Origin of the sequence: Paenibacillus sp. FSL K6-2393 (assembly GCF_038002545.1) — a bacterium.
In the GTDB taxonomy this organism is placed as follows: domain Bacteria; phylum Bacillota; class Bacilli; order Paenibacillales; family Paenibacillaceae; genus Paenibacillus.
In genome coordinates, this window is sequence record NZ_JBBOCU010000001.1 from 5,803,051 (window position 1) to 5,827,784 (window position 24,734).

Below are 24,734 nucleotides of genomic sequence, written 5' to 3' on the forward strand. Positions count from 1 at the left end.
CACGCTGAACTGGCCTGTCCATTGCTACGATTAAGCTGTTCCCATCCAAGAAAGCTACTACAAAGTGAACAGATCCCGAACTACTTTTGGATCAGAATTATTCACCTTTCACTTTTTCGCCATACTGGCGAACGATCTCAAACTTGCTATCATCGGACTCTACATAACCTTCATGCGTATAGATTTCTTTGATGATCTGGTGACCTTCAGTATCTTTACCGATATCGATGAAGGCTTGTTTGATCTTCGCAGTCCAATCTGCATTCATGTCTGTACGAACGGCAATGGTATCGTTAGGAATAGGCTCAGTGAACGCCAGTACACGTGTATCTTCAAATACAGTCGGATAGTCTTTAGCTACCGTGTTGCGGGCATCTTGGAAAATAGCTGCTGCATCAACGTCACCGTTCAATACAGCGATAACACCTTGGTCATGACCTTTCAACGTTACAGGTGTTACATCTTTTAATGGATCAATGCCTCTGTCCAGCAACAGACCGGCTGGCCATACATAACCTGCGGAAGACGTTACGTTTTGGTAAGCGACTTTTTTACCTTTAAGGTCCTCGATGGATTGAATCGGCGAATCTTTTTTCACAATGAACATGGATTTATATGAATCTGCCAGTTGCTCTGTAGGAGCTCCAGTCTCATCATTTACACCAAAACGTTGTGCTTGCAAGATAACCTGCGCAGCGCCTTTTTCTTTAGCCAGTACATAAGCTGTCGGAGGCAAGAAACCTACGTCTACTTTGTTGGAAGCCATTGCTTCAATAATTGTGTTGTAGTCGGTGGATACGCTGACTTTTACCGGAATGCCCAGTTTGTCACCAAGCAACTTCTCCAGCGGTTTCGCTTTGGCTTCAAGCGTGTCTGCGTTCTGGGAAGGAACAAATTGAACCGTCAATTCAGTTGGCACATAACCTTCGACAGCTTTCTCTGTCTCTGCTGTAGACGTACCGGATGCATTGGAACTCGAATTATCCCCGTTAGCCGAACCTGTTGTACTACTGCTAGACCCACAAGCACTCAGAAACAGAACCAAAATCAACAATGGTAAAAATAAAGCAGACTTCTTCAAACGAACACCCTCCAAAGAGTTTCTATTTTTCAGTACTTATCTACTATAGTTGCCAAATATTTGCGCGATGTGAAACGAAATTTGGAGTTTTGTAAAGTTTCCTGTCAGGCTGTCAGCGCGACTTGTATCTGTTAGAATAGGCTCATTATGGTTGAAGATATAAGAAGAACATCGGAGATAACTGGGTATACTTCGGTTCTTCAGGCTATTCATTCTTCTCCGTTTTATGGTAATTCCATATATCTGAACTTATATATTAGAGGAGATTGTAAAATGACATCCACAAACCATACGGCAAGCTTCGACATTCTGTTCACCAGTGATCTGCACGGGGCCATCCGCCCCATTCATTACAACACCAATGCATACCGCCCGGCTGGACTTGCCCTGCTGGCTTCCCTGATTCGTAAGGAACGTGAACGTTCACCTGAATTGATGCTGGTGGATAACGGGGATCTGCTGCAAGGATCACCCTTGGCCTCTTATGCAGCTTCACAGGTTTCCAAAAACGAAGTGCATCCATTCATAACGGTACTGAATGAACTGGGTTATGATGCGGCGGTGATGGGCAATCACGAGTTTAACTATGGTCAGAATCTATTACGTGGAGCAGTTGAAGCTTCCAACTTCCCCTGGCTGTCTGCCAATATTGTGAATGATGAGCAACCAGACGTACCTGCCTTCGGTCCTCCGTATCTAATCAAAACCTTATCTACGGGTGTCAAAGTAGCCCTGTTGGGCGCAACTACGCACTACATCCCAAACTGGGAGCACCCGAAAAATATTGAGGGGTTACAGTTCCTTGATGCCTTGGAGACCATTCGTACATGGGTTAGCTATATTCATGAGCATGAACAACCAGATGTAATGGTTGTGAGTTATCATGGCGGATTTGAGAGTGATCTGGAGACAGGCGAGCCCGCCGAACGTTTAACTGGAGAAAATCAAGGTTATGCCATCTGCCGGGACATCGAAGGCATCGATGTGTTGCTTACCGGACATCAGCATCGTCAGCTTACCGCTAATATTCATGGTGTAACCGTCATTCAGCCGGGATTCAGTGGAAATGGTGCGGGGCATGTATCCATTCAGTTGGAACAATCATCAGGCGGGAAATGGCAGATTACAGATAAGAAGGCTCGGTTGTTACTTCTGGATGAACATCATGAGGTTGAACCTGATGCAACCGTCATGAAACTGACGGATGTGCTGGAAACTGAGGCACAAGCATGGCTTGATCAACCTATTGGCGAGGTGGCTGGGGATTTATCTATCACCAATGCTACGGCTCTGCGACTCAAGGCACATCCATTTATTGCTTTTGTACATCAAGTGCAGATGGAAGCGACTGGAGCGCAGCTCTCCAATACCGCCATGCTGAGTGAAGAAGCTCGCGGTTTCGGGAGTCACATCACCGTTCGGGACGTGTTATCCAACTTCATCTACCCTAATACTCTGACGGTGCTGGAGTTGAGTGGTCAGGATATCCGGGAGGCACTGGAACAAACGGCTCGTTACTTTGAAGTGAATGCTTCTGGCGAGGTGGCAGTCAATCCGGCTTATATGGAACCCAAACCTCAGCATTATAATTATGATATGTGGGCTGGCCTAGAGTACGAACTGGATATCTCCCAACCTGTGGGCAGTCGAGTTGTGAAGTTGGAACGTGAAGGCAAGCCAATGGACATGAATGGCACATACTCTGTGGTGATGAACAGCTACCGCGCTGCTGGCGGCGGGGATTATGCGATGTATCCAGGTAAAAAGGTACTGCACGAAGGTGCCACGGACATGGCCGCACTGGTGGAAGATTACATCCGCAGACATCAACCATTAACGGTGGAGCAGGCGGATAACTGGAAAGTTATTGGAAGTTAAATGAGAAAGAGTAGGTCCTGTGATCAGGATCTGCTCTTTTGTTTTCAACCTATAACTTCGTATAGAAACGTAATGTAGTTGATTTCAGTCTCATAATTTCAATACATATTGGAATTGAACTGACCATTAGCTTAAAGAAAAAACAACCAGTTGGTCGACCGGCTGCTTACTTGTTCTTATTTGAATTTTCCTATCCTGTCCTGTCCTGTCCTGTCCCGTTATCCGATATATTGAAGGATTAACTGATATAACGCTATTGAAAATCCTAAGATACTCGCTTTCATTTTAGATGGATGATTTCTTTCGCTGCGAATCAAATATAAGAAAACCACAATAAACCCTGCGGGGATCCATAGCTCAAAGACACCTTTTGTTGTACTTTGAGAATAAATTGAAGTAATGAACGTACTAATCAAAAAGTAAAAGAAAACCGTAAAACGTCTTGTTTCTAATTGCTTGCTCCACCTTACTAGAATGAAAATAATAATGATTGCGATAATCGTAATGTGTAAAGGGGGAAAAAGAAGAGCAGCATTCCCAAATTTGAATTCCATTCCACATTGCCCTCCTCTCTTTTAATGCATCACATGACTGACTACAGGCATACATGTAAAAATTCATTCTCATGCTTCAAAACCGCTGGCAACCTTCCAAAAACGGACCTATTCCAATATATCCTTATTTTAACATACAATCACAGTTCCATTTCCCACGTTTATTCAATAAAATATGCAAAAAGAGCAGAATTGAGGAGCATCGTGCCCTCATCCCTGCTCTTTTTACATACCTACAAGTTTTCTAATACATGTCACATAATATCCAAAATGACTACTGTGCCTTTTTACGCAACTGACTGTAATACAGCTCGCTGTAGAAACCGCCTTGTTCCAGCAGCGCATCATGCGAGCCTTGCTCTAGTAGATGCCCATCTTTCAGCACCAGAATTCGGTCGGCCTGGCGGATCGTGTTCAGCCTGTGGGCAATGACAAAGCTGGTACGGCCTTGCATCAGGCGTTGCAGCCCTTCCTGAATTTTGATCTCCGTGACGGTATCAATACTGCTGGTTGCCTCGTCCAGTACGAGTATCGATGGATCTGCCAGAATTGCCCGGGCAATGGCGAGTAATTGCTTCTGCCCCTGACTAATGCCGCTCCCATCGGCCTGGAGCACTTTGTCGTATCCATCCTTCATTCTCACAATGAAGGAATGGGCATTAGCCAGCCGGGAGGCTGCTTCCACCTCTTCATCCGTTGCGTCCAGACGGCCAAATCGAATATTTTCCCGAATCGTACCCTGAAACAGAAATGAATCTTGTAGTACAAATGCCATATGTGACCGCAGATTCTCACGCCGAATGGTGGTCATATCGCGACCATCTACCGTTAATGTGCCACCTGTCGGATCATAGAAACGGGATAATAGCTGAATTAATGTTGTTTTCCCCGCTCCGGTCGGACCTACAAGGGCAATCATCTCACCCGGTTTGGCTTCAAAGCTGATGTCATGCAAAATATTACGTCCTTCATCGTATCCAAAGGATACTTTGTCGAAACGAACGGCTCCCTCCACCTTTTCCAGAGATACCGCTGCCCCTTCATCCTTCGCTTCCTCATCTTCATCCAGCACCTCAAATACACGCTCAGCCCCTGCAATTGCGGACAATAACGTATTCCACTGGTTCGCCAGATCATTGAGCGGACGGGTGAATTGACGGGCATATTCCACAAAGATAATAATCACCCCGACTGTAACCGAACCCTGAATCGCCAGAATACCACCGATGCCCGCAACAATCGCAAAGCTCAGGTTGTTCAAACCATTCATCAGTTTCGGGATAAAACCAGAGATCGTCTGTGCCCAGAAACCGGAAATCCTGATACGGGTATTTCGTTCCTCAAAACCGCGAATCACCCGCTCCTCTTGGGAGAATGCCTTAATGATTCGCTGCCCGGATAATGTCTCTTCAATGTAACCGTTAAGTTCACCGAGATTACGCTGACGCTCCTTGAAGAGTGGTCCCGTTCTACGCGTAATCCAACGCATACCAATGGCCATCAAAGGCACAACGATAAAGGTGAGAAGGGTCAGCAGCGGGCTGAGCCAGAGCATAACCCCAAACGTTCCGAGCAGTGTTAATACACTTGAGAAAATCTGGATGGCCGAGCTGTTCAACGTACCGCTGACATTCTCGATATCATTGGTCACCCGACTCATAATCTCCCCCTGCTGGCGTTTACCGAAGAATGGAATCGGCAGCTTGTGCAGATGGGCGAACAGATCATACCGCATGCGGAACACGGTTTCCTGTGCAATTTCGATCATCCATATATTTTGTAACCAGGATGTAAGAGAGAACAAGACATACACTGCGGTTAATCCAATCAGAAACCGAGTCCAGCTTGAGCCGGCTTCACCCGCGATGAAATCATCCACGGCCACCCCCACCATGTAAGGGCCAAGCAAAGCGAGTGCGGAGCTGGCAAACACCATCAACAGTACCATGGACAGCTTGACTTTACGTCGTGCCAGATAGGTCCAGATACGACCTAGCGTACCTGACCAGTTCTTCGCCCGTGCCTTGGGTTTGCGACCACCGCCTGACCGTAACGTCTCAGGATCAATCGGTGGCGGCGGCTGACGGAAAGGCTCAATGAATGCTTTGAACATGCTGTGCACCCTCCCCGTATTGTGATTCATGAATTCGACGATACAGCTCTGACGATTCCATCAGGTCTTCATGTTTTCCCTGTCCAATGAGTTGTCCATCATCAAGCAGCAGAATCAGGTCCGCCGAAGTGGTTGAACTGATCTTCTGGGTGATGATAAACGTGGTACACGACAATTCTTCCAGCGCATCCAGCAGTCTGCCTTCTGTAGCTACATCCAGCGCACTCGTGCTATCGTCCAGAATCAGAATTCTTGGTCTACGTACCAGTGCTCGTGCAATGGAAAGTCGCTGCTTCTGTCCACCGGAGAGATTCACTCCCCGTTGACCCAGCAATGTATCATAACCGTTTGGTAAATTCTCAATCGTTTCATGGATCTGCGCGCGCTTCGCGGCTTCCACGATCTCCTCCAAGGTAGCATCTTCCTGGCCCCAGGCAATATTCTCCCGAATGGAACCCGTAAACAGGACAACCTCCTGAGGCACATAACCAATCGCACCACGCAGCATGGACAGATCCAACTCTGATGCATCGGCACCATCAATCCGTACCTTTCCTTGATCCTCTGTATATAACCGCGGAATGAGCTGTACGAGCGAAGATTTGCCTGAGCCAGTTGCTCCCATAATGGCAATGCGCTCCCCCGCTTTTGCCGTGAATGTGATGTTATCCAGTACTGTAATTTCACTATTCGGATAACTGAAGCCTACACTGCGGAATTCAACCGCTCCCTGCACAGCGCGCTGTTTCTTCGCTGGATATACAGATTGCGGAAAATGCGAAGAATTCACAGATCCAGCAGATGGTACAGACGCTGATACTGCCTTATTCTGTTCAGTCTCCGATGTATCCTCCGTATTAAACACTTCATTCAGCCGTTGCGCCGAAGCGCTTGCTCTCGAGAAGGTTACCAGAATCCATGACAACGCAGACATGGCACCAATTGTGCGAAGCAGGTAGTTAATGACGGCGACCACTTCACCCACGGTTGCATTACCGGAGGCAATGTCGACTCGTCCAAACCATAACACGGCGATGATACAAACGTTCATCATCAGCAGCATGAACGGCATCGTAGTCTCCGTCAGGCGCAGCGCGGAGATTGTGCCTTTCATCAGCTTGCCGCTGAATCCGGCAAAGCGTTCGATCTCATGGCCCATCCGTACGAAAACACGGATCAGCCGAATGCCTGTCAGATTCTCCTGGATGACTCCATTGACGGCATCCAGTCTGCGCTGCACATTGCGGAACAGCAGCGCTGCCTTTTTGATCATCCACACTACAACAATGAGCAGTACAGGCACCATGACAACCAACAGCAGACCCAACCTCGGGTTCACGATCATTGCCATAATCATGCTACCAATCACCACCAGGGGCACACGTGTCATGAATCGCAAACTCATGAAGACGGTGTCCTGAACCTGGGTCACGTCCCCCGTTAATCGGGTAATCAGGGACGATGTCGCGAACCGGTTAAAGACAGCATAAGAGAACGTTTGCACTTTCTCATACAACTTCTCCCGCAGATCGTATCCGAACCCCAAGCTCGCATGGGATGCAAAGAACGAACTCGCAATTCCGGCAGCAAAAGCCACAACAGCACTGCCGACCAGCACGCCACCCCATAACCAGACGACAGACAAGTCTCCCTGTTGAATGCCGTTATCAATGATCTTGGAGATCAGATAAGGCTGAGCCAGCTCCACCGCAAGCTCAATTAACATCATGACCAGGGCTGCAATCGCGGCAACTCGGTACTTCTTCAAGTAGTACAACAGCTTGATCATAAGCATTCCTCCGGCTCGGAGCACCCTAAACCGATAACACGTTCCAGCTCAGAGCCTCCATTAGACATGTTGTTTTCTCCACAGCGTCCAATATGTAATCATTTCTATGTACACATATGGTTATTATAGCGTATTTTACAATGCCGCTTCTATTCTTATTACCCTACTTTTCCCAATACAATAAACTTCTCATCATTTTGGCAGTAAAAAAAGGAAGGTCTCCCTTCCCCACGCTAGTTAAGTGCTTACAGCTGACGTAGTTTTTCACTTAGATGCTCCCGACGTTTCACCACATATTCGCGAATTCTTTCCGGTTCACCTGCAAATACATCCATGGGCCATTTCATGTAAGGATCTTTGTTGACATCTTCACGAATCTCATTGTGCAATCGATGGACTAGTGGCATAATTCGCTTCTCTGTAAAAGCATTCATCAGATGCTGGCGCATCAGCTTCTTATATTGTTGACGGAAACTGCGAAATGCCAGCAATCGTCCGGTAAGTCTGTTATACCCCTGAATACGAACAAGATTGGGGTCAACTCGTGTTCCATAACAGTTCCTCCCCCAAGTACCCTCATAATCCCAAGGCAGGATACCGTATTTCCCACTTTTGATTTTCTCATACCATGTGTAATTCTGATGAAATCCATCGAAGTTCCCTGTGAGCACAGCTCCGCTTAACCAGCGTAAATAATTGTCCGTATCCACCCTCGACTGTAAAAAACGAAACAATTCCAGCTTGGACTTTGTGTTCAACTGCTGAATAAAATTACGCAGTCTTGTGCGGTCCACATCTTTGCCCCGAATTAAGCTGTACCCAGATAATAGATCGGTACTTGTTGAAGAGGTATCCGAATTTATCGTAAAACCAGCATGATCATTCACTGCATAGAAGATACTGCGCACAGGGATTTTCCTTTGGCGAAAAAAGAAGGATTTCACCCCTTCAATCCGCAGGTATACACCCAAAAGCTGCCCGTTCAGATAGAGTACGCAGTGTTGTGTAGACGGTGCGGGTACACGAATCGACTCAAAAAACCGAAAAGAAAGTGCATTGCGCAGCAACGAAGGATCATCATACTCCGCATTAAAATGATACGTCCGGCTGGCTGTACGAATCTCAAATGATTTTTTGGGATAACCGCGTGTATGTCCTCCCCGGTATCGAAGCCGTATCGGAAACGGCTTGCCGTCCATCTGCATCGTGCTGTTTACAAACGTCTCTGACCATATATTGGACGTTAACTGTTGATATTCGGTTGGAGACAAGCTGATATGGTAGACAGGTAGAGCCATTTCCATCCGCCTTTCGAATACCTGTAAGATTCGCCCGTAGGCTCTTACACCATCCTATGCAGATGCACAGAAAGTCGTACGGGCGAATGCACACTCCTGATACTTATCACATCCGAATTCACTTGTCATAATGCGGAATAACCGAGTTATTAATCTATAAATATACATAAATTCTAATAGATTATAGCCAAAATAATATAAATATAGTTAACTGGCTAGTCCCTCCAAGAGGCATGTCACATATGCTTAAACTACAGACAGACACGAATGACGAATGGAAGGGATCACAATCACATCCACCATTTTTGTCCATCTGAACTTATATCATGGAAGGGGTCAAACACAATGTCTATGAATGGTCAAGGAATGAGAGGTTTGTTGGGAAGAGAGATTAAGATTAACCGGGGAGGACCTGATTCAGTACAAGGTACACTTACGGACGTACGCTGGGACTATATGGCAATGAATTGCAAAGAAGGAATTGTCTACGTTAATGAATCACATGTAAAAAGCATAACAGATACAGGCCGTTCCGGTGGTAACCGAAATGCAGCCATGGGGAACCCAATTCCTTCCAATACGTTTCTGGGCGTAATGCAAGCACTCCGCTTCCGCCGTGTTCAGATTAACCGGGGAGGACCTGAAAAAGTCGAAGGCATCCTGGCCGATGCCAACCAGAACCAATTGATCATGGCTTTGAAAAATCAGGAGATTGTTCGTATTCCGATGCAACATGTGAAATCTGTATCCCTCGTACGTGGTGGTGGGAACAACAACAACAACAATAACAATAACAGTAGCAATACAAGTCAAGGGAACCAAGCAGCCCAAGGTAATCAGGCGGCTCAAGGCAACCAGTCGCGTGGCAACCGTTCTCAAGGGAACCAAGCAGCTCAAGGGAACCAATCCCAGGGTAATAAGTCCGGCGGCAACAAGTCACGGAACAACCAAGGCAATCGTTCTCAGGGGCAACGAGTTCAAGGCAACCAATCCCAAGGAAATAAATCTGGTGGTAACAAGTCGCGAGGCAATCAAGGCAACCAGTCCCGTGGCAACAAATCCGGCGGTAAAAAGAAGTAACTGAAATAAACTGAAAACTAAGTTATTTACCAGCTTAAAGGGGGGAATTATCATGTTGATCTTCGTCGCATTAGTCTTGATTGGTGTGCCTTTTTACTGGATCGTTGCACCGGGAAGGCCCACTCCATCCCATGAACATCTGCTTCAGGCTTCGTCAGGACTTCTCCCCCTGGGAGGTGAATCACAGTAAATGCCTGACTACCAGTTGTGGTTAACCTTCGGGGTCTTTATCATCACTGTCATTTTCCTGATGTGGCGTCCTGGCGGATTGAATGAATCTATACCCACCTCGCTTGGCGCCCTTCTTCTTATTTTAACTGGAGTGAGCAGCTATGCTCACATTGTTGGAATCTTCGGGATCGTATCTGGTGCAGCCGTAACAATTCTCTCTACCATAGTCATGTCGATTATTCTAGATAGCATCGGTTTTTTTCGCTGGATCGCTTTGAATATGATTGAGAAAGCGAGAGGTTCCGGCTTTCGATTGTTCTGGCTGATTCTATTACTTTGTTTTCTCATGACCATCTTCTTCAACAATGATGGCAGTATTCTGATCACAACTCCGATTATTATTCGAATCTGTTCTATACTTCGTCTGAAAATGCATCAACAGTTGCCCTACCTGATCTCCGGTGCCCTCATCGCTACGGCTTCCAGTGCGCCAATTGGACTTAGTAATCTGGCTAACCTGATTGCTTTGCAAATGGTTGGCTTAAATCTGAATACTTATACTCAGATGATGTTTGTGCCATCCATGCTTGCGATTATGGTGATGACCGTACTGCTATTCTATTATTTTCGCAGAAGTATTCCCAAAGTTATTCATCATTTCCCTGTATCCCTGCAGCCTTCATCAGGTTCAGGATATCATCCGCTACAGACAACTGAATCCGAGAATAAAGTAGACTGGTGGTTGTTCCGTGTCTGTATTGGTATCGTTGTATTTATCCGTGCAGGATATTTTCTAGCTGAGCAAGTCGGTATACGCATGGAGGTAGTTGCAATCACTGGTGTTATTCTCATGCTCGCTGTGCGTTGGTATCGCACCCGGACTGGACTCAAAGATGTGATAACACAAACGCCTTGGCATATTCTACTCTTTGCCTTCAGCATTTATGTTATTGTAGATAGTCTTCACCGCGCAGGCATGACCGCATCGATCATTCAGTGGATGAAACCGATAATAGAAGGAGGAAATGCCAGCATCATTGCTGTGTCGGGGTTAATGCTCACTCTGCTTTCCAATCTATTCAACAATTTGCCCTCCGTCATGATTGGGACCTTTGCTGTTACAGATCTTCCACTAAGTGAATCTCAAATGCATCTTGCATATCTTGCGAACATTCTGGGAAGTGATATCGGAGCCTTGCTGACGCCTATTGGCACCTTGGCAACGTTAATTTGGATGTATATATTAAAGACCCATCATATTCGAATCTCCTGGAAACAGTATATGAAAGTTACCTTTATTGTGATACCAATCAGTCTAATTGTTAGCCTAATTTCACTCTATATTTGGACATCTATTCTCTATTGAGAGGAGGAATACTGTGGAACTTCTTACGCATTGGCTGGGTAAATCCGTCGAATTGGAGCTGTCTGGCTGTAAACTACCGATCCAGGGTGAGATCATTGATGTAGGCCAGGATCTGATTGTAGTCTACGGAAACCAGCGATTTGTTTATATTCCACTTCATCATGTTCAATCCATGCATGTCGGCACAGCAGATGATTCAAGTATGATTGTGCCAACACCTGACCCCGAGATGGATCACACCAACATCTCTTACCGCAAAATACTGATGAATGCCCGTGGACGATTTAGTGAAATCTCCATCGGAGGAAAAACATTGCATGGGTATATTACCAATATTATGAATGACTACTTTATGTTCTACTCTCCGTTATATCATTCTATCTATGTTTCCATTAATCATCTGAAATATATTATTCCTTCTCCTACTAACAGCACACCCTACTCCCTTAGTAAACAACATTTCCCTATGCAACCCTCATCCATGTCACTCTCCCGTACACTTGATCAGCAACTTCATAAAATGATAGGTGAACTTGTTGTACTCAACCTCGGTTGCAAGCCTTACCGAGCAGGCTTATTGAAGAATGCAGATAGCCACTTGCTTGCGTTGGTAGAAGCAGATGGGACTTCTTTAATTATGCATACCGATCATATCCAAACCATTCATCTCCCTTGAGTATCAAAAGAACACAAAGGTTCATCTGCCTATGGCTGATGAACCTTTTTTTCAACTTTATATCCTACCATCTTCTACGTCCACGATCACCCCGCCAGTCATCATTCAACTCGCCCAGGCGATCGTACGTCTCTTTATATATCCGAATCACGGCCTGAACTTTGATAAAATCGGTATCCTCAGGTCCAAGTCCTTCCATAAACATTCTCTGAATGATCTGTTGGAAGAATTGCACTCTGGCCTCAATCTGTTCTTGCTCAAGCTGTAATATGTCTTCGAAACTGTGGTTCCCTATGTAATCCATCAACTCATCATCATGACTGGAATAATCTGCGTTTCTTCGATCTGCAACCCATTCATCCGGCTCATTGGACTGGAGGTTAACACTGGTACGCAGCTGGGATAGGATAATTTTCTCTTTGGCCAACATGACATGAAAATCTTTGTTACGGAGCAGTTCAGACACAATCAGACTGCACATTTCACGATTTTGGATCAGTATGCCGTCAAATGGATGCAGTGTCCACTCCCCGTTTGCATAATACAGGTTAAAGTTAAAGAACTCACTGCCATATTTGTATTGAATATTAATCTTGGTCTCATCAATAATCTCAAATGAAAAGTCCAGCATGTTCAGCAAGCTCCTTCGCACAACCCCAGATTTTAGCTATATTCTATCAAATAAATGAAACAAAGAGACGCACTCAGCGTCCCTCGTAGAAAATAAATACATGTAGCAATCTTGATACGATATACAGCGAGTCTTACCCTATTACCCTAATCCAAGAAAGATCCTAATGCGCTGGAATCCGGTTTATTTTTCTCCGGAATAGCAGCAGCCTTCGGCCCTTCCAGACCCAGTCGATCACTCATTTTGGCGTTAAGGGTTGTCATCTTGTTGGTATAGTCATTACAGCTCTCGATGATCCGGCGATTAGACTGCTCGGACAGATCCAGCGCAGACATCAGATCACCCATCGCCTGATTGACCGCTTCAAGAGACATGGCCGGTTTGGACAACAGTTCATTCGTTTTCTCTGTTGTTGTCTTCAACAACCTGGCGTTCTCCTTGAATTGATCTTCAATCGTCTTATTCGTAGCTTCCACAGCAGAAATGACCTTCTCCTGATCATTAAGAGCCATAGCAATCATGGCCGAAACGGTGATCAGATTCGCTGTTTTATCAATGGCGTTATTAACGGAATCAATCAGCTTGTCATTGTTATCATTAATAATGTCGGTAGCTGCGATCGCCTGATTGTACAGCATGATCATCTCTGTCATGGATTGGGTACGTGTTACCACTTTGCGCAACCCACGCTCCAGATGTGCTTTACGATTCTCGTTCTCAGGCTTGGCGATCTCGGTTTCGAACAATGCTTTCAATTGATTACCAAAAGAGATTTTGGTCTGCAGATTGTAGATCTCCTGAATGGAGGAACGTTTCAATTGACGCATGTTCACGATGCTTTCTTCCAGGTTGTCCTTGCCGTCCCGCAACCCGTTAATGATGGCATCAATGTTCGTGCGAACGGATTGATAACGGTATACATAGTTTTTCAGCGGGCTTTTACGTAACAACTTCCCGACAAAACTCACATTTTTACTCTGCTGCAAACTCTCACATTCATCACGGAGCTTCAGGATCATGTTGGATACCTCTGCCCGATTCCCGGACATCAGTTCATTGACTGGACGATCAAGCAGCTTGAGAGTCTGTCCTGCTCTCTCTTGTGTTTTCACGCCCAACTTGCCGATATCATCCATTAAGGTATCCAGGTGAGCCGGATCACTTTGGGACACTTTCTGAATAAGCTGCGTTGCTTCCTGGTTAATCCGTTGCTCATCTTCCTGCTTCAACTGAGCCCATTCCGTTGCCATGCCAATCCCTCCTATAATTCAGAGCTGTTATACCGTTGATGTATTAGTTCCGCTTTGTTCTGAAGCTCCATTAAGTCTTTATGTTCAATCGTTGATACAATATCCGATATCTTGGAATCTACGTCTCGAAGACCATTCAGCAGCATACGCCGATTATTGCGTTTGGCTTCTCCACTTAAACGCAGAAATGGATTAATAAAACCGTTCAGGTCTTTCAAAATCAGTCTGCGCACCGTATGGTTAATATCCCCGTTGTTTAACTCCTGAAGGGAAGGAATCACACGCTGAAGACGGGCAAACAACGCCAATGATTTCTCCACGATCTCATTATCCAGCTCGTTCTTCTGACCTTCAGAGATGATCATATCCTCCAGAACCTCCAGGTATTCAATCACTGGATCAAATACAGGATCTGGTTCGGTGCGGGAAGGCTTCGCTTGTTCTGCACCCGCATGTTGTGCGGGAGTGGAGCTCGAATGGGGCTGAGCCAGAGAAGCTTCTCTTGCCCCTGTTGGCACTGCGCTTGGCGCTTGTCCACCATTCAAGCGGGATGGTTCATTTCCGATATCTGTAATGGGTACAGGGGCTGATGACGAACCCTCGACCTGTGTGCGTGGCGTGGATCGTGAAGGAATCAGTCCCCCGACCACAGTTGCCAGTGCCGGAATTGCCCACGTGATGACATCCGGTAGAAAAGGACTCGAGATTGCCGCGAGACCATAACCGACCAATGCGCCTATACCTATCTTCGTTTTCCGTAACATTACTTGTCCTCCTGCCTTAACAACACATACAGTGCATATTCAAAAAGTCTGGTTTTCAGTACCGAGAAGATGGAATGAAGATAGAAATGGAGTAGCGGAGCGTAGGAAAACTACGTGAGCAACCACAATGTTTCCATAGGAAACATACTTCGTAAGCCTCCCGCTTATTTCGGCTGAATTTCAACTTCGATGCTGATGATGCCATAAGGCATTATTCGTAATCAAAAGTGGACTTTTTGAATAACCTCTCATCCGTATTGTAAAAAAACCATCCAGAAGGTGTCAATGTTGAGGAAAATTCTCAGCTAGACGTGGTGTACTCCGCTTACCTTCTGAACGTCGATTATAAATGGCTGTTCGATATGACTTCCCAGTATGCCAAACTTCGGATGAAGTGGTCCAATATCATGGCCAAGTGCAGACTTGACCGCAAGATAAGGGAAGTTCACGCCGGACAGACAAGACATGTGCAACCCACCCGACATACGCGGATTGATCTCCAGCAGCTTCGGTGTATCCTTGCGATATTTCATCTGAATATTAAAATTATAAGGAATCCGATATACCTCTGCCACATTGCGGGCAATCGCCAGCAATTCCTCGTTTTCTTCAAGCAAACGCAAACGTCCTCTTTCTTTTCTACGTGGAATAGCCGTTAATAGTTTCCCATTGCGGTCCGAAAGACAATCAATGCTGTATTCATATCCTTCCAGTACCTCCATCACCATGACGTTGGGAAAGGACGGAGCAGAAGAGAACGCACGCAGGGCATCTTCATACGAAATGGAGTTAAGCGCGTATCCGAACAACTCCTGCAACGGATCACGCTCATTGTTGATCACCCGGAATCCCATGCCGCCCTCACCATTACATGGTTTGAAGCATACATCATGTCCACGTGCACGCAGCGCCTCATAGGCATGCTGGAATTGTGCAGCATTACTGACCGTGAAATAATCCGGAATCTCCATAATGCCTTTCTCACGCACCGATTCATAGAACCGGTCTTTCTCCATCAATTGTTCCAGCAATTCCGTGTCCGAGCATACGATAACCCGTGTACCGATCTCTTCGAACAGGGAGATATGTCTGCTGATGTCCAGCATGTTCCAGCGTGGAATAAACACATCAATCTGATGACGACGGCAAAAGTCGAGGCAAAAATCAACATATTCCCGGCCCGTTACACGCGGTTCAACTTCCGCAACATCACAGCCCTGTAATGCCATGTGTCCCGGATCAGGATGAGTACCGTAGATCTCAAATTCCATGCCGTCCTCATTGTCCCGAATCGCATTCATATAATGATACGTTACAGAGAACCAACGGTTGAAGTAAATCTTCATTTTTTTCATTTATACGGTCTCCCTTATCTCGGCATGGTCTATCTGGGTCTGTTGATCGTTATGAATACGGTGGACGTAATCGAGAATCTCATCTGCTGCAAAAGCACCGAATTGTTTCGTAAATTGATACGGTACTTGCTCAGGTACACGCTGTCTCTCCACATGTAACTCTCCGTGGGACGGAGCAATAGCATGCTGCGCAAAGTCCAGCAAACAGCGATCCAGCAAGGAATCGCCCGAAGCAATTACAGGCACATCGCCAATGCGTTGCCTAATGTGCTCCACTGCAGCTCGTTTGTTCACGGCCGAAGGTACCAGATAGAGCTTCCGACCCTGAATCGAACTCTCCCATCCAAGCGTCTCTAACACCCGAATCTTGTCCGCAATGCGCTCCATAGGAAGCTTGTCACGTTCGATCAGCAATGCAAAGAACAGCTCATCACACAATCGCTGATTAATCACCCATTCCGGGCTCAGTACATCGTCAAACAAATCCAGGATCTCTTCAGGAGTAGCTGCCTGCTGACGAAGCAAAGAACGAATATGCAAGTTCCATTCATCGTCTACCTGACCATCAACAATAATGTTGCCACCATTACTCGTCACCGCATATTTCGGAATACATTCGCTCTGAAAAATATGAATGCGCCGGTACTGCTCCACGGTACGTGTCGTCACAGGCATAAATACAATGTCTTGTGGCAAAGACTGCAACCGCTCCAGTGCATATGCTGACATAAAAGCGGACAACTTGCCGTTAATCCACTCTGCGGGAACAAGTCCCGGTGTATCTTCGGGAATACGGAGCGCACGACGGGAGTACACCAGCGTCTGGTCCAGATCACTTGCGTAGATCATCATTCTCCTCCACCTCCCAGGGATTGAATAATGCCACAACAGGAATAGGTTAATCCCGGATATACCTCAACCGGCACATTTCTGTCTCTGGCGAGCATCATGATATGTTGCAAATCCGGATTATCCAGACGGTCCACAAGAATCTTCCAGGGGACGCGACGCAATAACACCCGGGTTGTTTCTCCGATTCCAGGTTTGATCAGATTGATGTTCGCAATGCCAAAGGATTGCTGGATGGACTCGATATCCTGCCAACCTTTCCAGGTAATTTCCGAAGTACCAGTAGCATTGTCCTCCGTTTGAATCTCCGCTAGATCTATCATTTGCTGAAAATGCTGAGCAATAGTATCCACGTATTGGGTCGACACATCCGCAGAGGACCATTCACGATACCATTTGGCCCCGTGAAAATCTGCCGGCCCAATCAGATCAACGCGAAGTACTGTGCGACTCACCAGTCCAGAGACAGTGGAATTCAGACAAGCGCTAGGAATGAGATAATCTTCCCTCGTCCCAAAGGTGCCTGAGCATTGCCCCGGATCGGCCAACACGGCAAGATCATCATCGAGGCTTACACCATAAGTCCGTTCCATTTGGTCACAGGACTCTTTCAGCACTTTGCGAATAGCCCCTTTGCCTGTCCACCCGTCTACAAATTGAATGGCAGTTTCCAGACCATGCTGCTGTAAAATATATAAAATTGCGTTCTCGTCCATACCCTTGCCACGAATAATCGAAATGCTATAATGCGGAATCGTCACCTTGTATTTCAATTCAATATAACGCTTGATCAGGATGCCTACAGGCGTTCCGGCTCGAGCCAGAGATACCAGCACCAGATTCAGTCCCCTGCGCTCTACAATCTTCTCAGCCACAATGGCGGTATGACGAGCGATTCTTGCAGCGGATTGTTCCAGCGTCTGATGGAACAGCTCGATGTATTCTTTTGTGGGCTGATATTCCACGGGCAGCATCTCCGAATAATGAACCCCGGATTGGATCGCTTGCTCCCGTTCACCCGTTCCCTTTTCCAGATCTACATGGCTGATATCCTTCAGTAGGAAAACAACGTCCGATGCAGCATAACTGCCCATCGGTTCGGGAGACTGAATCTCACGTTGTCTGATTAGCTCCAGTGTAGTTAAGTTCATTGCTCGTTGTCCCCTGTCTTCTCTGGCAAGCCGCAATACACAATATGAATGTGTCCGCATCCCAACTGCTCAAGTGCCTTCACCATCGGTTCCATTCGTTCTTCGGACATCTGTCTCTCCAGCAGAACAAAAATCTCATCATATTGTCCCGGGGCGATGTTATAGATAAAGTTACGAACGGATGCGTCTTCCGGTGAGGCATATCCGGCACCACTACGAACAGCATATCCTGGAGCCGGATGTGTATGGATTGGACTGCGGGTAGTCGATTGATACAACACGCCTTCTCCCATCTCGGCAGCAACACGCATTGGAATGTACATGAACTCCCCTGTTCCCATCACCAACGTCCGTTCTCCCTCACGCTGCGACCGAAGTCGTTCTGCGATCCGGCTAATCTCCTGACGTAATACGCCATTATGTCGGGATTGCATACCAAACCTGCCCGTATGCTGGACATAGCTGGCTGTGCTACGTTTACCTTCACCATCCTCCGAAGTGGCATGAAGCTGATGGAAGGCATCTGCAACGATAGAAGTCTGAAGCGTTACGGCAGGATGGGATAGCTGCTCATCTTGCTGTGTTGGTTCCAACTGTGGAGTACCCACCACTTCAATGCGGCCCTTCAACAGGCTTAACGGTGTAATGGTAATTCCCAGTTCAGCTTCCAGCTCGGCAAATCGATTCTCGTCCGCTTCCGTACGCCAGTCCAACAGTGAAGCAATCACATATTGCTTCCGTGGATATCTGGCCTGAATATCCCGAATGATATTCAACGTGGTTTTACCGGTCGTAATCTCGTCATCCACCAGAACAATCGGGCCCTCTCCTGCAAAGGCTTCATGATCCAGCGCATAACAACGATGAGCCATCGCGTGGGAATGTTCTTCTTCAAATTGAATATCTGGATGCATCGCTGGAACATATTCGCGAGTGGTGTGAATATAGGAAGCTTGATCAGCAAACATCTCATACATGCTGTGGCCCAGCGCTGTAGCGGTCTCGGCAAAACCAACAAAACGAATTATTTCCGGCAAACTCAAGCTTTCTTGCAACAGCATGTTGTACACTTGCCGGGCTTGCTTGGGATCAATCAATCCTTCGACCATTTCCCGTTTCCACTCGGTGATCTGAACTTTCGTCTCTTCCGTCTTTTCAGTCAGGTGCTCATATAACAGAACAGCCAATGCCGCGCCGCTCAGAAGCGAGGTATACGGGTTAACCGGGATGTGCTTGCCCAGCAGTCTGCTTACAAACAGAAATGAACGTTTCTTATTGATTCGTGCGGCCATGGAAAATAGAGATTCTAGTGGAAGTTGCAGCGGGTTATGTGTAACCTGAACGTTCAGACTGAATTGATCAAGAATTGGGAACGTAGTTATGTTGTTGCTCATGCTTGGGCAAGAGCCCGACAAAATGCTGCTGTTCATGTAACACCCCATATATTTGTGATCGGATTAGAATTCGATTCGCCCAGCTCAAGTGTGGTTTAATCTCATTCATTTTGTTATAGTAATTACTTTTGAACACACCCAGGCTACCGTCATTACGGGCGATGATGTCTTGTGCATCGGAATATTCCTCATGTGTAACAACGTACATCGCTTGTACGGGCTTAATATGAGAAGGATGAATGATCGTTTTGCCTACAATTCCATTTTCCTTGTCCATCATGACTTCACGCATCAATCCATCCATTGTGTTCGTAATATATTTCATTCTCAGATGCAGCCCTGATTTGCCAAGGGTTTCTTCGAATGGAGTCTGTCGTAATTGAGGTTTGAACACGCGCTCCCGCTGACTGAAATATTCCCAGACAGGACCCGAGATCACATACGGCTTGTCCATCCGACCAAACAGATTGATAATATCCGAGATGCAGTCACGGATCGTGGCGATATCGTATATGGTCAATTCCGGGCTTCGGCGTAGTCCAAAAAGGCTGGAGAAATCGGTCGCGCCAATGCGTACATTGAGTACATATTCAACATTTTCATCGAGGATGTTTCGAAGGCCCAGTAAGGTCTCCCAACGTGTCTCCCGATATATAATTGAAGCCGTTTCCAATATAGGCATTCCATAGAGAACGGGATAATGATCCGGTTTCCGTTGATTATACTTGCGGATCTGGTCAAAATAAGCTCTTCCATTGTCCACGCAAAACTTGGGCAATGCCACGCCTGTCAGCATGGACACCAGTTCTCCCAACGTATCAATGAGACGTTCCAACTGTTGTGGTGAACGTACACGAGCAAACAGAAGAGGCATTTGATCCTGACTCAGCATGCCTGTCTCCATATAAGTCATCAGTTGAGTTAGATGCTGTACCAGACACTGCTCGGCAAACTCTACTTGGTCGTCACCCACAGCGTCCTCCAGATCAATAATAATGGTCGTCAGACCTTCATGTTTACCATTCATAATGTCGTCCGCGATATGTGTGCGCGTCGCGGGCATATATAAAGCAGCCCCAACAGCATATGCCAGTAGATCTTTGGATGTCCGGTGATTGAACGAGACGGGTGAAGAGAAAAATAAAGTATCTTCTTCTTCCAGACTCAAAAAGTTAAAATATTTCAGGATTGTCTCCTCCTCGCACCTTTGGCAATAGCCAATCTGCAATAGTTGATTCCAGCTGTCGGGGCATAAAAACCAATCCCTCCTTAGTCTGGAGGGATTGATGGTCTATTATCGAGGATAACGTTGGTCAACAGTATCCTTGCAATGGTGCTGACCGATACAGCGTTTATATATTGAATAAATACAAATGATTACTTTCTTCCCGCAACCCACTGCATTCCCCAATCATGAGCCTCGTCCAACGCCTGATGCCCATTATAGAACTGCACGATTCGTTCAATACTGAATGTCTCATTGTTCACATTGCGTAACATCGCGATACCACACATGCCAAGCGGGCTCCCGTATTCATTCATTCGGACAATGATATCCGGGCCGTCCTTCTGCTGGATAGTTACCACACCGTCTACTTGAGACCAGTTGGCCACACCACCATAAATATAGGTGAATACCAAGATGCGCTCAATTTCCGAGATACGGGCACCATTAATCCGCAGATTCTCTCCCGTCTTAACCGATCCCGTCCGGTCATCCCCATCCAGTGCAATGTAAGGGAAACGGTTCAGTGAACCAAACGTTTGTCCCAAGGCCTGAATCACATCTCGTGTACCATCCTTCATCTCGAACAGGCAGCCCAAGTCCAGATCCACACTCTTGCTGCGACCAAATAACCCTTTGCTACCCTGTTGATTCCAGTTGAGGTTAATCAGGATTTCACCAAGTCCCCCCGCATTTTTCTTGAGGTTAATGGTGTCCCCCTTCTTCTTCAATTCAATTTTGCTGAAATTGATCGAATTCACAGGAGAAGGCGTCGGTTCTGGTGCGGGCACCGGGGGTGGTGGAGTCGGTAAAGCTGTCGGAGGAACGGTTGAAGTCGTTGGTGCAGGGTCCGATCCACCATCCACATCCACACCAAAGTTAGCGCAGAGTGCATCCAAACCACCTGCAAAACCCGACCCTATCGCATTGAACTTCCATTCTCCGTTATGACGATACAATTCACCGATGACAATCGCGGTCTCTACTGTAAAACCGCTTCCCAGATCATATCTCATCACTTCCTGACCTGTAGCTGCATTGGCAAACCGTAGAAAACCATGCTGAACCTGTCCAAAATGATGGCGTCGTGCTTCCCCATCATGAATCGTCAGACTGAAGGCGATTTTCTCAATTCGGGCAGGGATTTTGCCAAGATCAATGGCGAATTGTTTCTTCTCGCCACCAACCTGTCCACCATCCATATACGTGATGAACGAGGTAGAGGGCTGATTATAAAAGATAAAATCCTCATCTCCAGCCACTTTATTGTCTGAACCCAGAAGGAATGCTGATGTGTCCAGCTCCACACCCGAGGCTGCCTCCCAACCAATGCCTACCGTTAGACGGGACAAGCCCGGATTGGTTTTGGTCAGATCACTCTTCTGGCCTTTCACGACAGAAATTGCCATAGCAGACTCACCTTTCTATGCCAAGTTATTGTGCATCCAGTCCGTAATTTTTGCATAAAGCAGATAGTCCACCTGTGAAGCCGCTGCCGACCGCCTGGAATTTCCAGTCCGCACCTGCACGGTAAAACTCACAGAACACCACAGCTGTTTCTGTAGAGTAGTCCTCTCCGAGGTCGAACCGAAGCACTTCCCGATCACTTGCAGCATCTACAACACGAACAAAAGCATTGGAGACTTGTCCAAAATTCTGCCCTCGTCCATCTCCATCGTAGATCGTTACCGTAATTCCGATCCGGTGAATGTGCGCAGGGATTTTGCTAAAATCAACGACAACTTGCTCATCATCGCCGTCACCCTCACCCGTACGATTATCACCGGTATGTGTCACTGAACCCGCACCGCCGCTTGGATTGTTGTAAAAAACAAAGTCATCCGTACCTTTGGCTTTTCCATCTTCGTACAACAAAAAAGCCGAAGCGTCCAGGTCAAAATCGACTCCACCACTATATTTGTTTGTGTCCCAACCTAAACCAACTACCACACGGGTAAGGCCCGGATTCGTCTTAGTCAGGTCAATACGTTGTCCTTTGGCAAGACTGATCGTCATTTGTTTTTCCACCTTTCCAAAATATGTGATTAAATGAAAAGGAGAACCGTCCAGGAGACGGTTCTTCCCATCCTGTAAGTCGTTCTGTACGTCCTATTGCAAACCGTAATCGCGTGTCAATCCAACCAATCCATCCTGGTAACCACTACCAATGGCACTGAACTTCCACTCACCGTTATGACGATACAATTCACCAACAACTACACCCGTTTCAATGGAGAAGTCTTCTCCCAGGTCGAAACGAATCAGTTCTTCGTTGTTTGCTTCATTGACGATTCGCACATAAGCACGGGAGACTTGTCCAAAGTTCTGGCTACGTTCTGTAGCTTCGTAGATCGTAATAGAGAATGCAATTTTCTCTACATTTGCGGGTACGTTAGGCAGGTCGATATTGATCTGCTCATCATCACCATCGCCATCTCCTGTACGGTTGTCACCGGTGTGAACAACAGAACCATTTTCATTTTGTGGATTGTTGAAGAAGATGAAGTTTTTCTCGCCTTCTACTTTACCGTTTGCATTGGCACAGAATACCGATACATCCAGGTCAAAATCTTTTCCGCCATCATACTTATTGGTATCCCAGCCCAAACCTACTGTGATTTTTGTCAAACCTGGGTTCGTTTTAGTCAGATCGATTTTTTGACCTTTAGAAAGATTAATTGCCATCGTATGATCATCCTCGCTTATTTAAGTGTATTGTATTATCGTGACATATGAATATCAGGATTATTGTCGATTTAGGTTAAATCTTGTACTTAGGAGTACCTGCGAGCGAGTTCATTGATATGTACCGCATGGGAACCCTCTCCAATTGCCGAGAATTTCCATTCGCCTCCATGACGATACAATTCACCACAGATCAACGCTGTTGAACCTGTGTAGTTATCGGATAGATTGAACTTCACGAGCTCACTGGAATTTTTACCATCCAGAATACGAATATAAGCCTTCTCAATCATGCCAAAATCTTGCTTGCGATTGACACAATCATAGATATTAACAACGATTAATACTTTATGAACATCAGCAGGAATACGGGACAGATCCATTTTGATCTGTTCGTCGTCACCGTCTCCCTGTCCTGTTAAATTGTCACCTGAATGGATAACCGAACGACATGCACTTTGCTTGTTGTGGAAGCAAACCAGGTTGGAATCCTTGACCAACTTGCCTTCCTCATTCAACATGATCGCCGATGCATCACAATCGATATCCGCTTGTTTTTTTCTTCCAAAGAAACCTTTGGCAGTTACCGGGTCCCAACCGAGGCCAGCAATCACCTCAGTAAGTCCTGCATTGCCTTTGGTTAAATCAATTTTCTGTCCTTTGACCAAATTAATGCTTGCCACTGATTTTCACCTCCCTTCATATGTAAATAGCTGCTTAGAGATTGAATTCACTCGGGTTCAGTCCAAGTACGATGCATATCTCGGCAACGACTCTTTTCTCCTGATCATCAAAGTTGCCGTCAGCTGAACCAATCGCACTGCATACGCCCACAATAACGCGTCCTACATCCGGCTTGGCTTTGAATTTCCCAATGGCTTTCAGCGCTTCCTGCTTCCCGATCTCTGGAGAGAACTCAAAGTTCGCGACATAATGATTAAAGCGTGTAATCACTTCAGCCATATCAAATACTTTCAATTCCTGACTCAGGTTGATATAACCGGCCATCTTGTTCTTTTCCGCTTCGTCAATGGAACCATCTGCAAAAGCAACCAGTGCACATCCTGCAACCACGGCATCCATAAAATCTTTATTTTTAAACTTTTTGACTTGCTCTTCAAGTCCTTGTTTTGTTGAATTTAACCAGCTTTTAAATGAACTCATACTCAACCTCCAATAGTTTCAACCTGGTGTTCCGTACATTATTTTCAAGATTTTTCAGTAACTTTCATGTCTACATCATGTTGAATATAAGTTAAATTATTCCTTAACTATACTCTGAAATACGGCAATATTCTACATTAAAAAACAATTAATACCTTATGATACGCATCGTTCTGGATATAGTTTCAAGCGAGATGCGAGAACTTTCTATTCACTTCATTTTTCAGACAAATATTCCCCTATTTGAAGTCCAAACATAA

The 24,734-nt window shown here is 46.1% G+C and carries 23 protein-coding genes; 5 read left to right on the plus strand and 18 right to left on the minus strand.

Features of this window, described 5'->3' with window-relative positions; all coding sequences use genetic code 11:
- Positions 1-97: 97 nt before the first annotated feature.
- Positions 98-1,096, minus strand: a complete 999-nt coding sequence (locus MHI14_RS25810) for a phosphate/phosphite/phosphonate ABC transporter substrate-binding protein (RefSeq protein WP_419891246.1) — start codon at positions 1,094-1,096, stop codon at positions 98-100.
- A 258-nt stretch (positions 1,097-1,354) separates the two neighbouring features.
- On the opposite strand from MHI14_RS25810, the gene MHI14_RS25815 reads away from it, so the two are divergent.
- On the plus strand, positions 1,355-2,959 hold the full coding sequence (locus MHI14_RS25815) for a bifunctional metallophosphatase/5'-nucleotidase (RefSeq protein WP_341131539.1): 1,605 nt from the start codon (positions 1,355-1,357) through the stop codon (positions 2,957-2,959).
- Between the two features lie 218 nt (positions 2,960-3,177).
- On the opposite strand, the gene MHI14_RS25820 is transcribed toward MHI14_RS25815, so the two are convergent.
- The 4 genes from MHI14_RS25820 to MHI14_RS25835 all read right to left on the minus strand — a co-directional run bounded on the left by MHI14_RS25820 (position 3,178) and on the right by MHI14_RS25835 (position 8,713).
- On the minus strand, positions 3,178-3,513 hold the full coding sequence (locus MHI14_RS25820; RefSeq protein WP_341131540.1) for a hypothetical protein: 336 nt from the start codon (positions 3,511-3,513) through the stop codon (positions 3,178-3,180).
- A 274-nt stretch (positions 3,514-3,787) separates the two neighbouring features.
- Positions 3,788-5,626 carry an ABC transporter ATP-binding protein gene (locus MHI14_RS25825; RefSeq protein WP_341131541.1) on the minus strand — a complete coding sequence of 613 codons (1,839 nt, stop codon included), beginning with the start codon at positions 5,624-5,626 and terminating at the stop codon, positions 3,788-3,790.
- Positions 5,607-7,415, minus strand: coding sequence for an ABC transporter ATP-binding protein (locus MHI14_RS25830; protein WP_341131542.1), 1,809 nt, complete (start codon positions 7,413-7,415; stop codon positions 5,607-5,609). Before MHI14_RS25830 ends, MHI14_RS25825 begins: the two co-directional genes overlap by 20 nt.
- A gap of 245 nt (positions 7,416-7,660) precedes the next feature.
- A complete protein-coding gene (locus tag MHI14_RS25835; RefSeq protein WP_249911692.1) occupies positions 7,661-8,713 on the minus strand; it encodes a CotH kinase family protein in 1,053 nt (350 codons plus the stop codon).
- A gap of 345 nt (positions 8,714-9,058) precedes the next feature.
- On the opposite strand from MHI14_RS25835, the gene MHI14_RS25840 reads away from it, so the two are divergent.
- The 4 genes from MHI14_RS25840 to MHI14_RS25855 are packed head-to-tail and all read left to right on the plus strand — an operon-like array spanning position 9,059 to position 12,006.
- The gene (locus tag MHI14_RS25840) at positions 9,059-9,793 is read left to right on the plus strand and encodes a hypothetical protein (protein WP_249911693.1); all 735 of its coding nucleotides are present in this window, start codon (positions 9,059-9,061) and stop codon (positions 9,791-9,793) included.
- A gap of 52 nt (positions 9,794-9,845) precedes the next feature.
- Entirely contained in the window at positions 9,846-9,983 is a 138-nt protein-coding gene (locus MHI14_RS25845) for a hypothetical protein (RefSeq protein ID WP_161799422.1), read from the plus strand.
- Entirely contained in the window at positions 9,984-11,330 is a 1,347-nt protein-coding gene (locus MHI14_RS25850; RefSeq protein WP_047841808.1) for an arsenic transporter, read from the plus strand.
- A gap of 13 nt (positions 11,331-11,343) precedes the next feature.
- The gene (locus MHI14_RS25855) at positions 11,344-12,006 is read left to right on the plus strand and encodes a DUF2642 domain-containing protein (RefSeq protein ID WP_105600947.1); all 663 of its coding nucleotides are present in this window, start codon (positions 11,344-11,346) and stop codon (positions 12,004-12,006) included.
- 64 nt (positions 12,007-12,070) lie between these two features.
- On the opposite strand, the gene MHI14_RS25860 is transcribed toward MHI14_RS25855, so the two are convergent.
- The 13 genes from MHI14_RS25860 to MHI14_RS25920 form a co-directional block, all read right to left on the minus strand.
- Positions 12,071-12,637 carry a hypothetical protein gene (locus MHI14_RS25860; protein WP_341131543.1) on the minus strand — a complete coding sequence of 189 codons (567 nt, stop codon included), beginning with the start codon at positions 12,635-12,637 and terminating at the stop codon, positions 12,071-12,073.
- A 146-nt stretch (positions 12,638-12,783) separates the two neighbouring features.
- The gene (locus MHI14_RS25865; protein WP_036606281.1) at positions 12,784-13,887 is read right to left on the minus strand and encodes a toxic anion resistance protein; all 1,104 of its coding nucleotides are present in this window, start codon (positions 13,885-13,887) and stop codon (positions 12,784-12,786) included.
- Positions 13,888-13,898: 11 nt separating this feature from the next.
- On the minus strand, positions 13,899-14,651 hold the full coding sequence (locus MHI14_RS25870) for a hypothetical protein (RefSeq protein ID WP_341131544.1): 753 nt from the start codon (positions 14,649-14,651) through the stop codon (positions 13,899-13,901).
- A 305-nt stretch (positions 14,652-14,956) separates the two neighbouring features.
- Entirely contained in the window at positions 14,957-16,006 is a 1,050-nt protein-coding gene (locus MHI14_RS25875) for an ATP-grasp domain-containing protein (RefSeq protein WP_091034385.1), read from the minus strand.
- Positions 16,007-16,855: a hydrolase gene (locus tag MHI14_RS25880; RefSeq protein ID WP_091035147.1), complete on the minus strand. Its 849-nt coding sequence runs from the start codon at positions 16,853-16,855 to the stop codon at positions 16,007-16,009.
- On the minus strand, positions 16,855-18,006 hold the full coding sequence (locus MHI14_RS25885) for a cysteine protease StiP family protein (protein WP_091034387.1): 1,152 nt from the start codon (positions 18,004-18,006) through the stop codon (positions 16,855-16,857). The genes MHI14_RS25880 and MHI14_RS25885 overlap by 1 nt, the downstream gene beginning before the upstream one ends.
- Entirely contained in the window at positions 18,003-19,298 is a 1,296-nt protein-coding gene (locus MHI14_RS25890; protein ID WP_341131763.1) for a phosphoribosyltransferase family protein, read from the minus strand. Before MHI14_RS25890 ends, MHI14_RS25885 begins: the two co-directional genes overlap by 4 nt.
- Before the next feature lie 67 nt (positions 19,299-19,365).
- A complete protein-coding gene (locus tag MHI14_RS25895; protein WP_341131545.1) occupies positions 19,366-20,568 on the minus strand; it encodes an HpcH/HpaI aldolase/citrate lyase family protein in 1,203 nt (400 codons plus the stop codon).
- Between the two features lie 209 nt (positions 20,569-20,777).
- Complete coding sequence (locus tag MHI14_RS25900) at positions 20,778-22,034, minus strand: TerD family protein (protein WP_091034393.1); 1,257 nt, start codon at positions 22,032-22,034, stop codon at positions 20,778-20,780.
- A gap of 25 nt (positions 22,035-22,059) precedes the next feature.
- Positions 22,060-22,641, minus strand: a complete 582-nt coding sequence (locus tag MHI14_RS25905) for a TerD family protein (protein WP_036606267.1) — start codon at positions 22,639-22,641, stop codon at positions 22,060-22,062.
- Between the two features lie 93 nt (positions 22,642-22,734).
- Complete coding sequence (locus MHI14_RS25910; RefSeq protein ID WP_091015801.1) at positions 22,735-23,310, minus strand: TerD family protein; 576 nt, start codon at positions 23,308-23,310, stop codon at positions 22,735-22,737.
- Positions 23,311-23,399: 89 nt separating this feature from the next.
- On the minus strand, positions 23,400-23,993 hold the full coding sequence (locus tag MHI14_RS25915; RefSeq protein WP_062837433.1) for a TerD family protein: 594 nt from the start codon (positions 23,991-23,993) through the stop codon (positions 23,400-23,402).
- A 34-nt stretch (positions 23,994-24,027) separates the two neighbouring features.
- Positions 24,028-24,474 carry a tellurite resistance TerB family protein gene (locus MHI14_RS25920; RefSeq protein WP_036606259.1) on the minus strand — a complete coding sequence of 149 codons (447 nt, stop codon included), beginning with the start codon at positions 24,472-24,474 and terminating at the stop codon, positions 24,028-24,030.
- Positions 24,475-24,734: the final 260 nt, after the last annotated feature.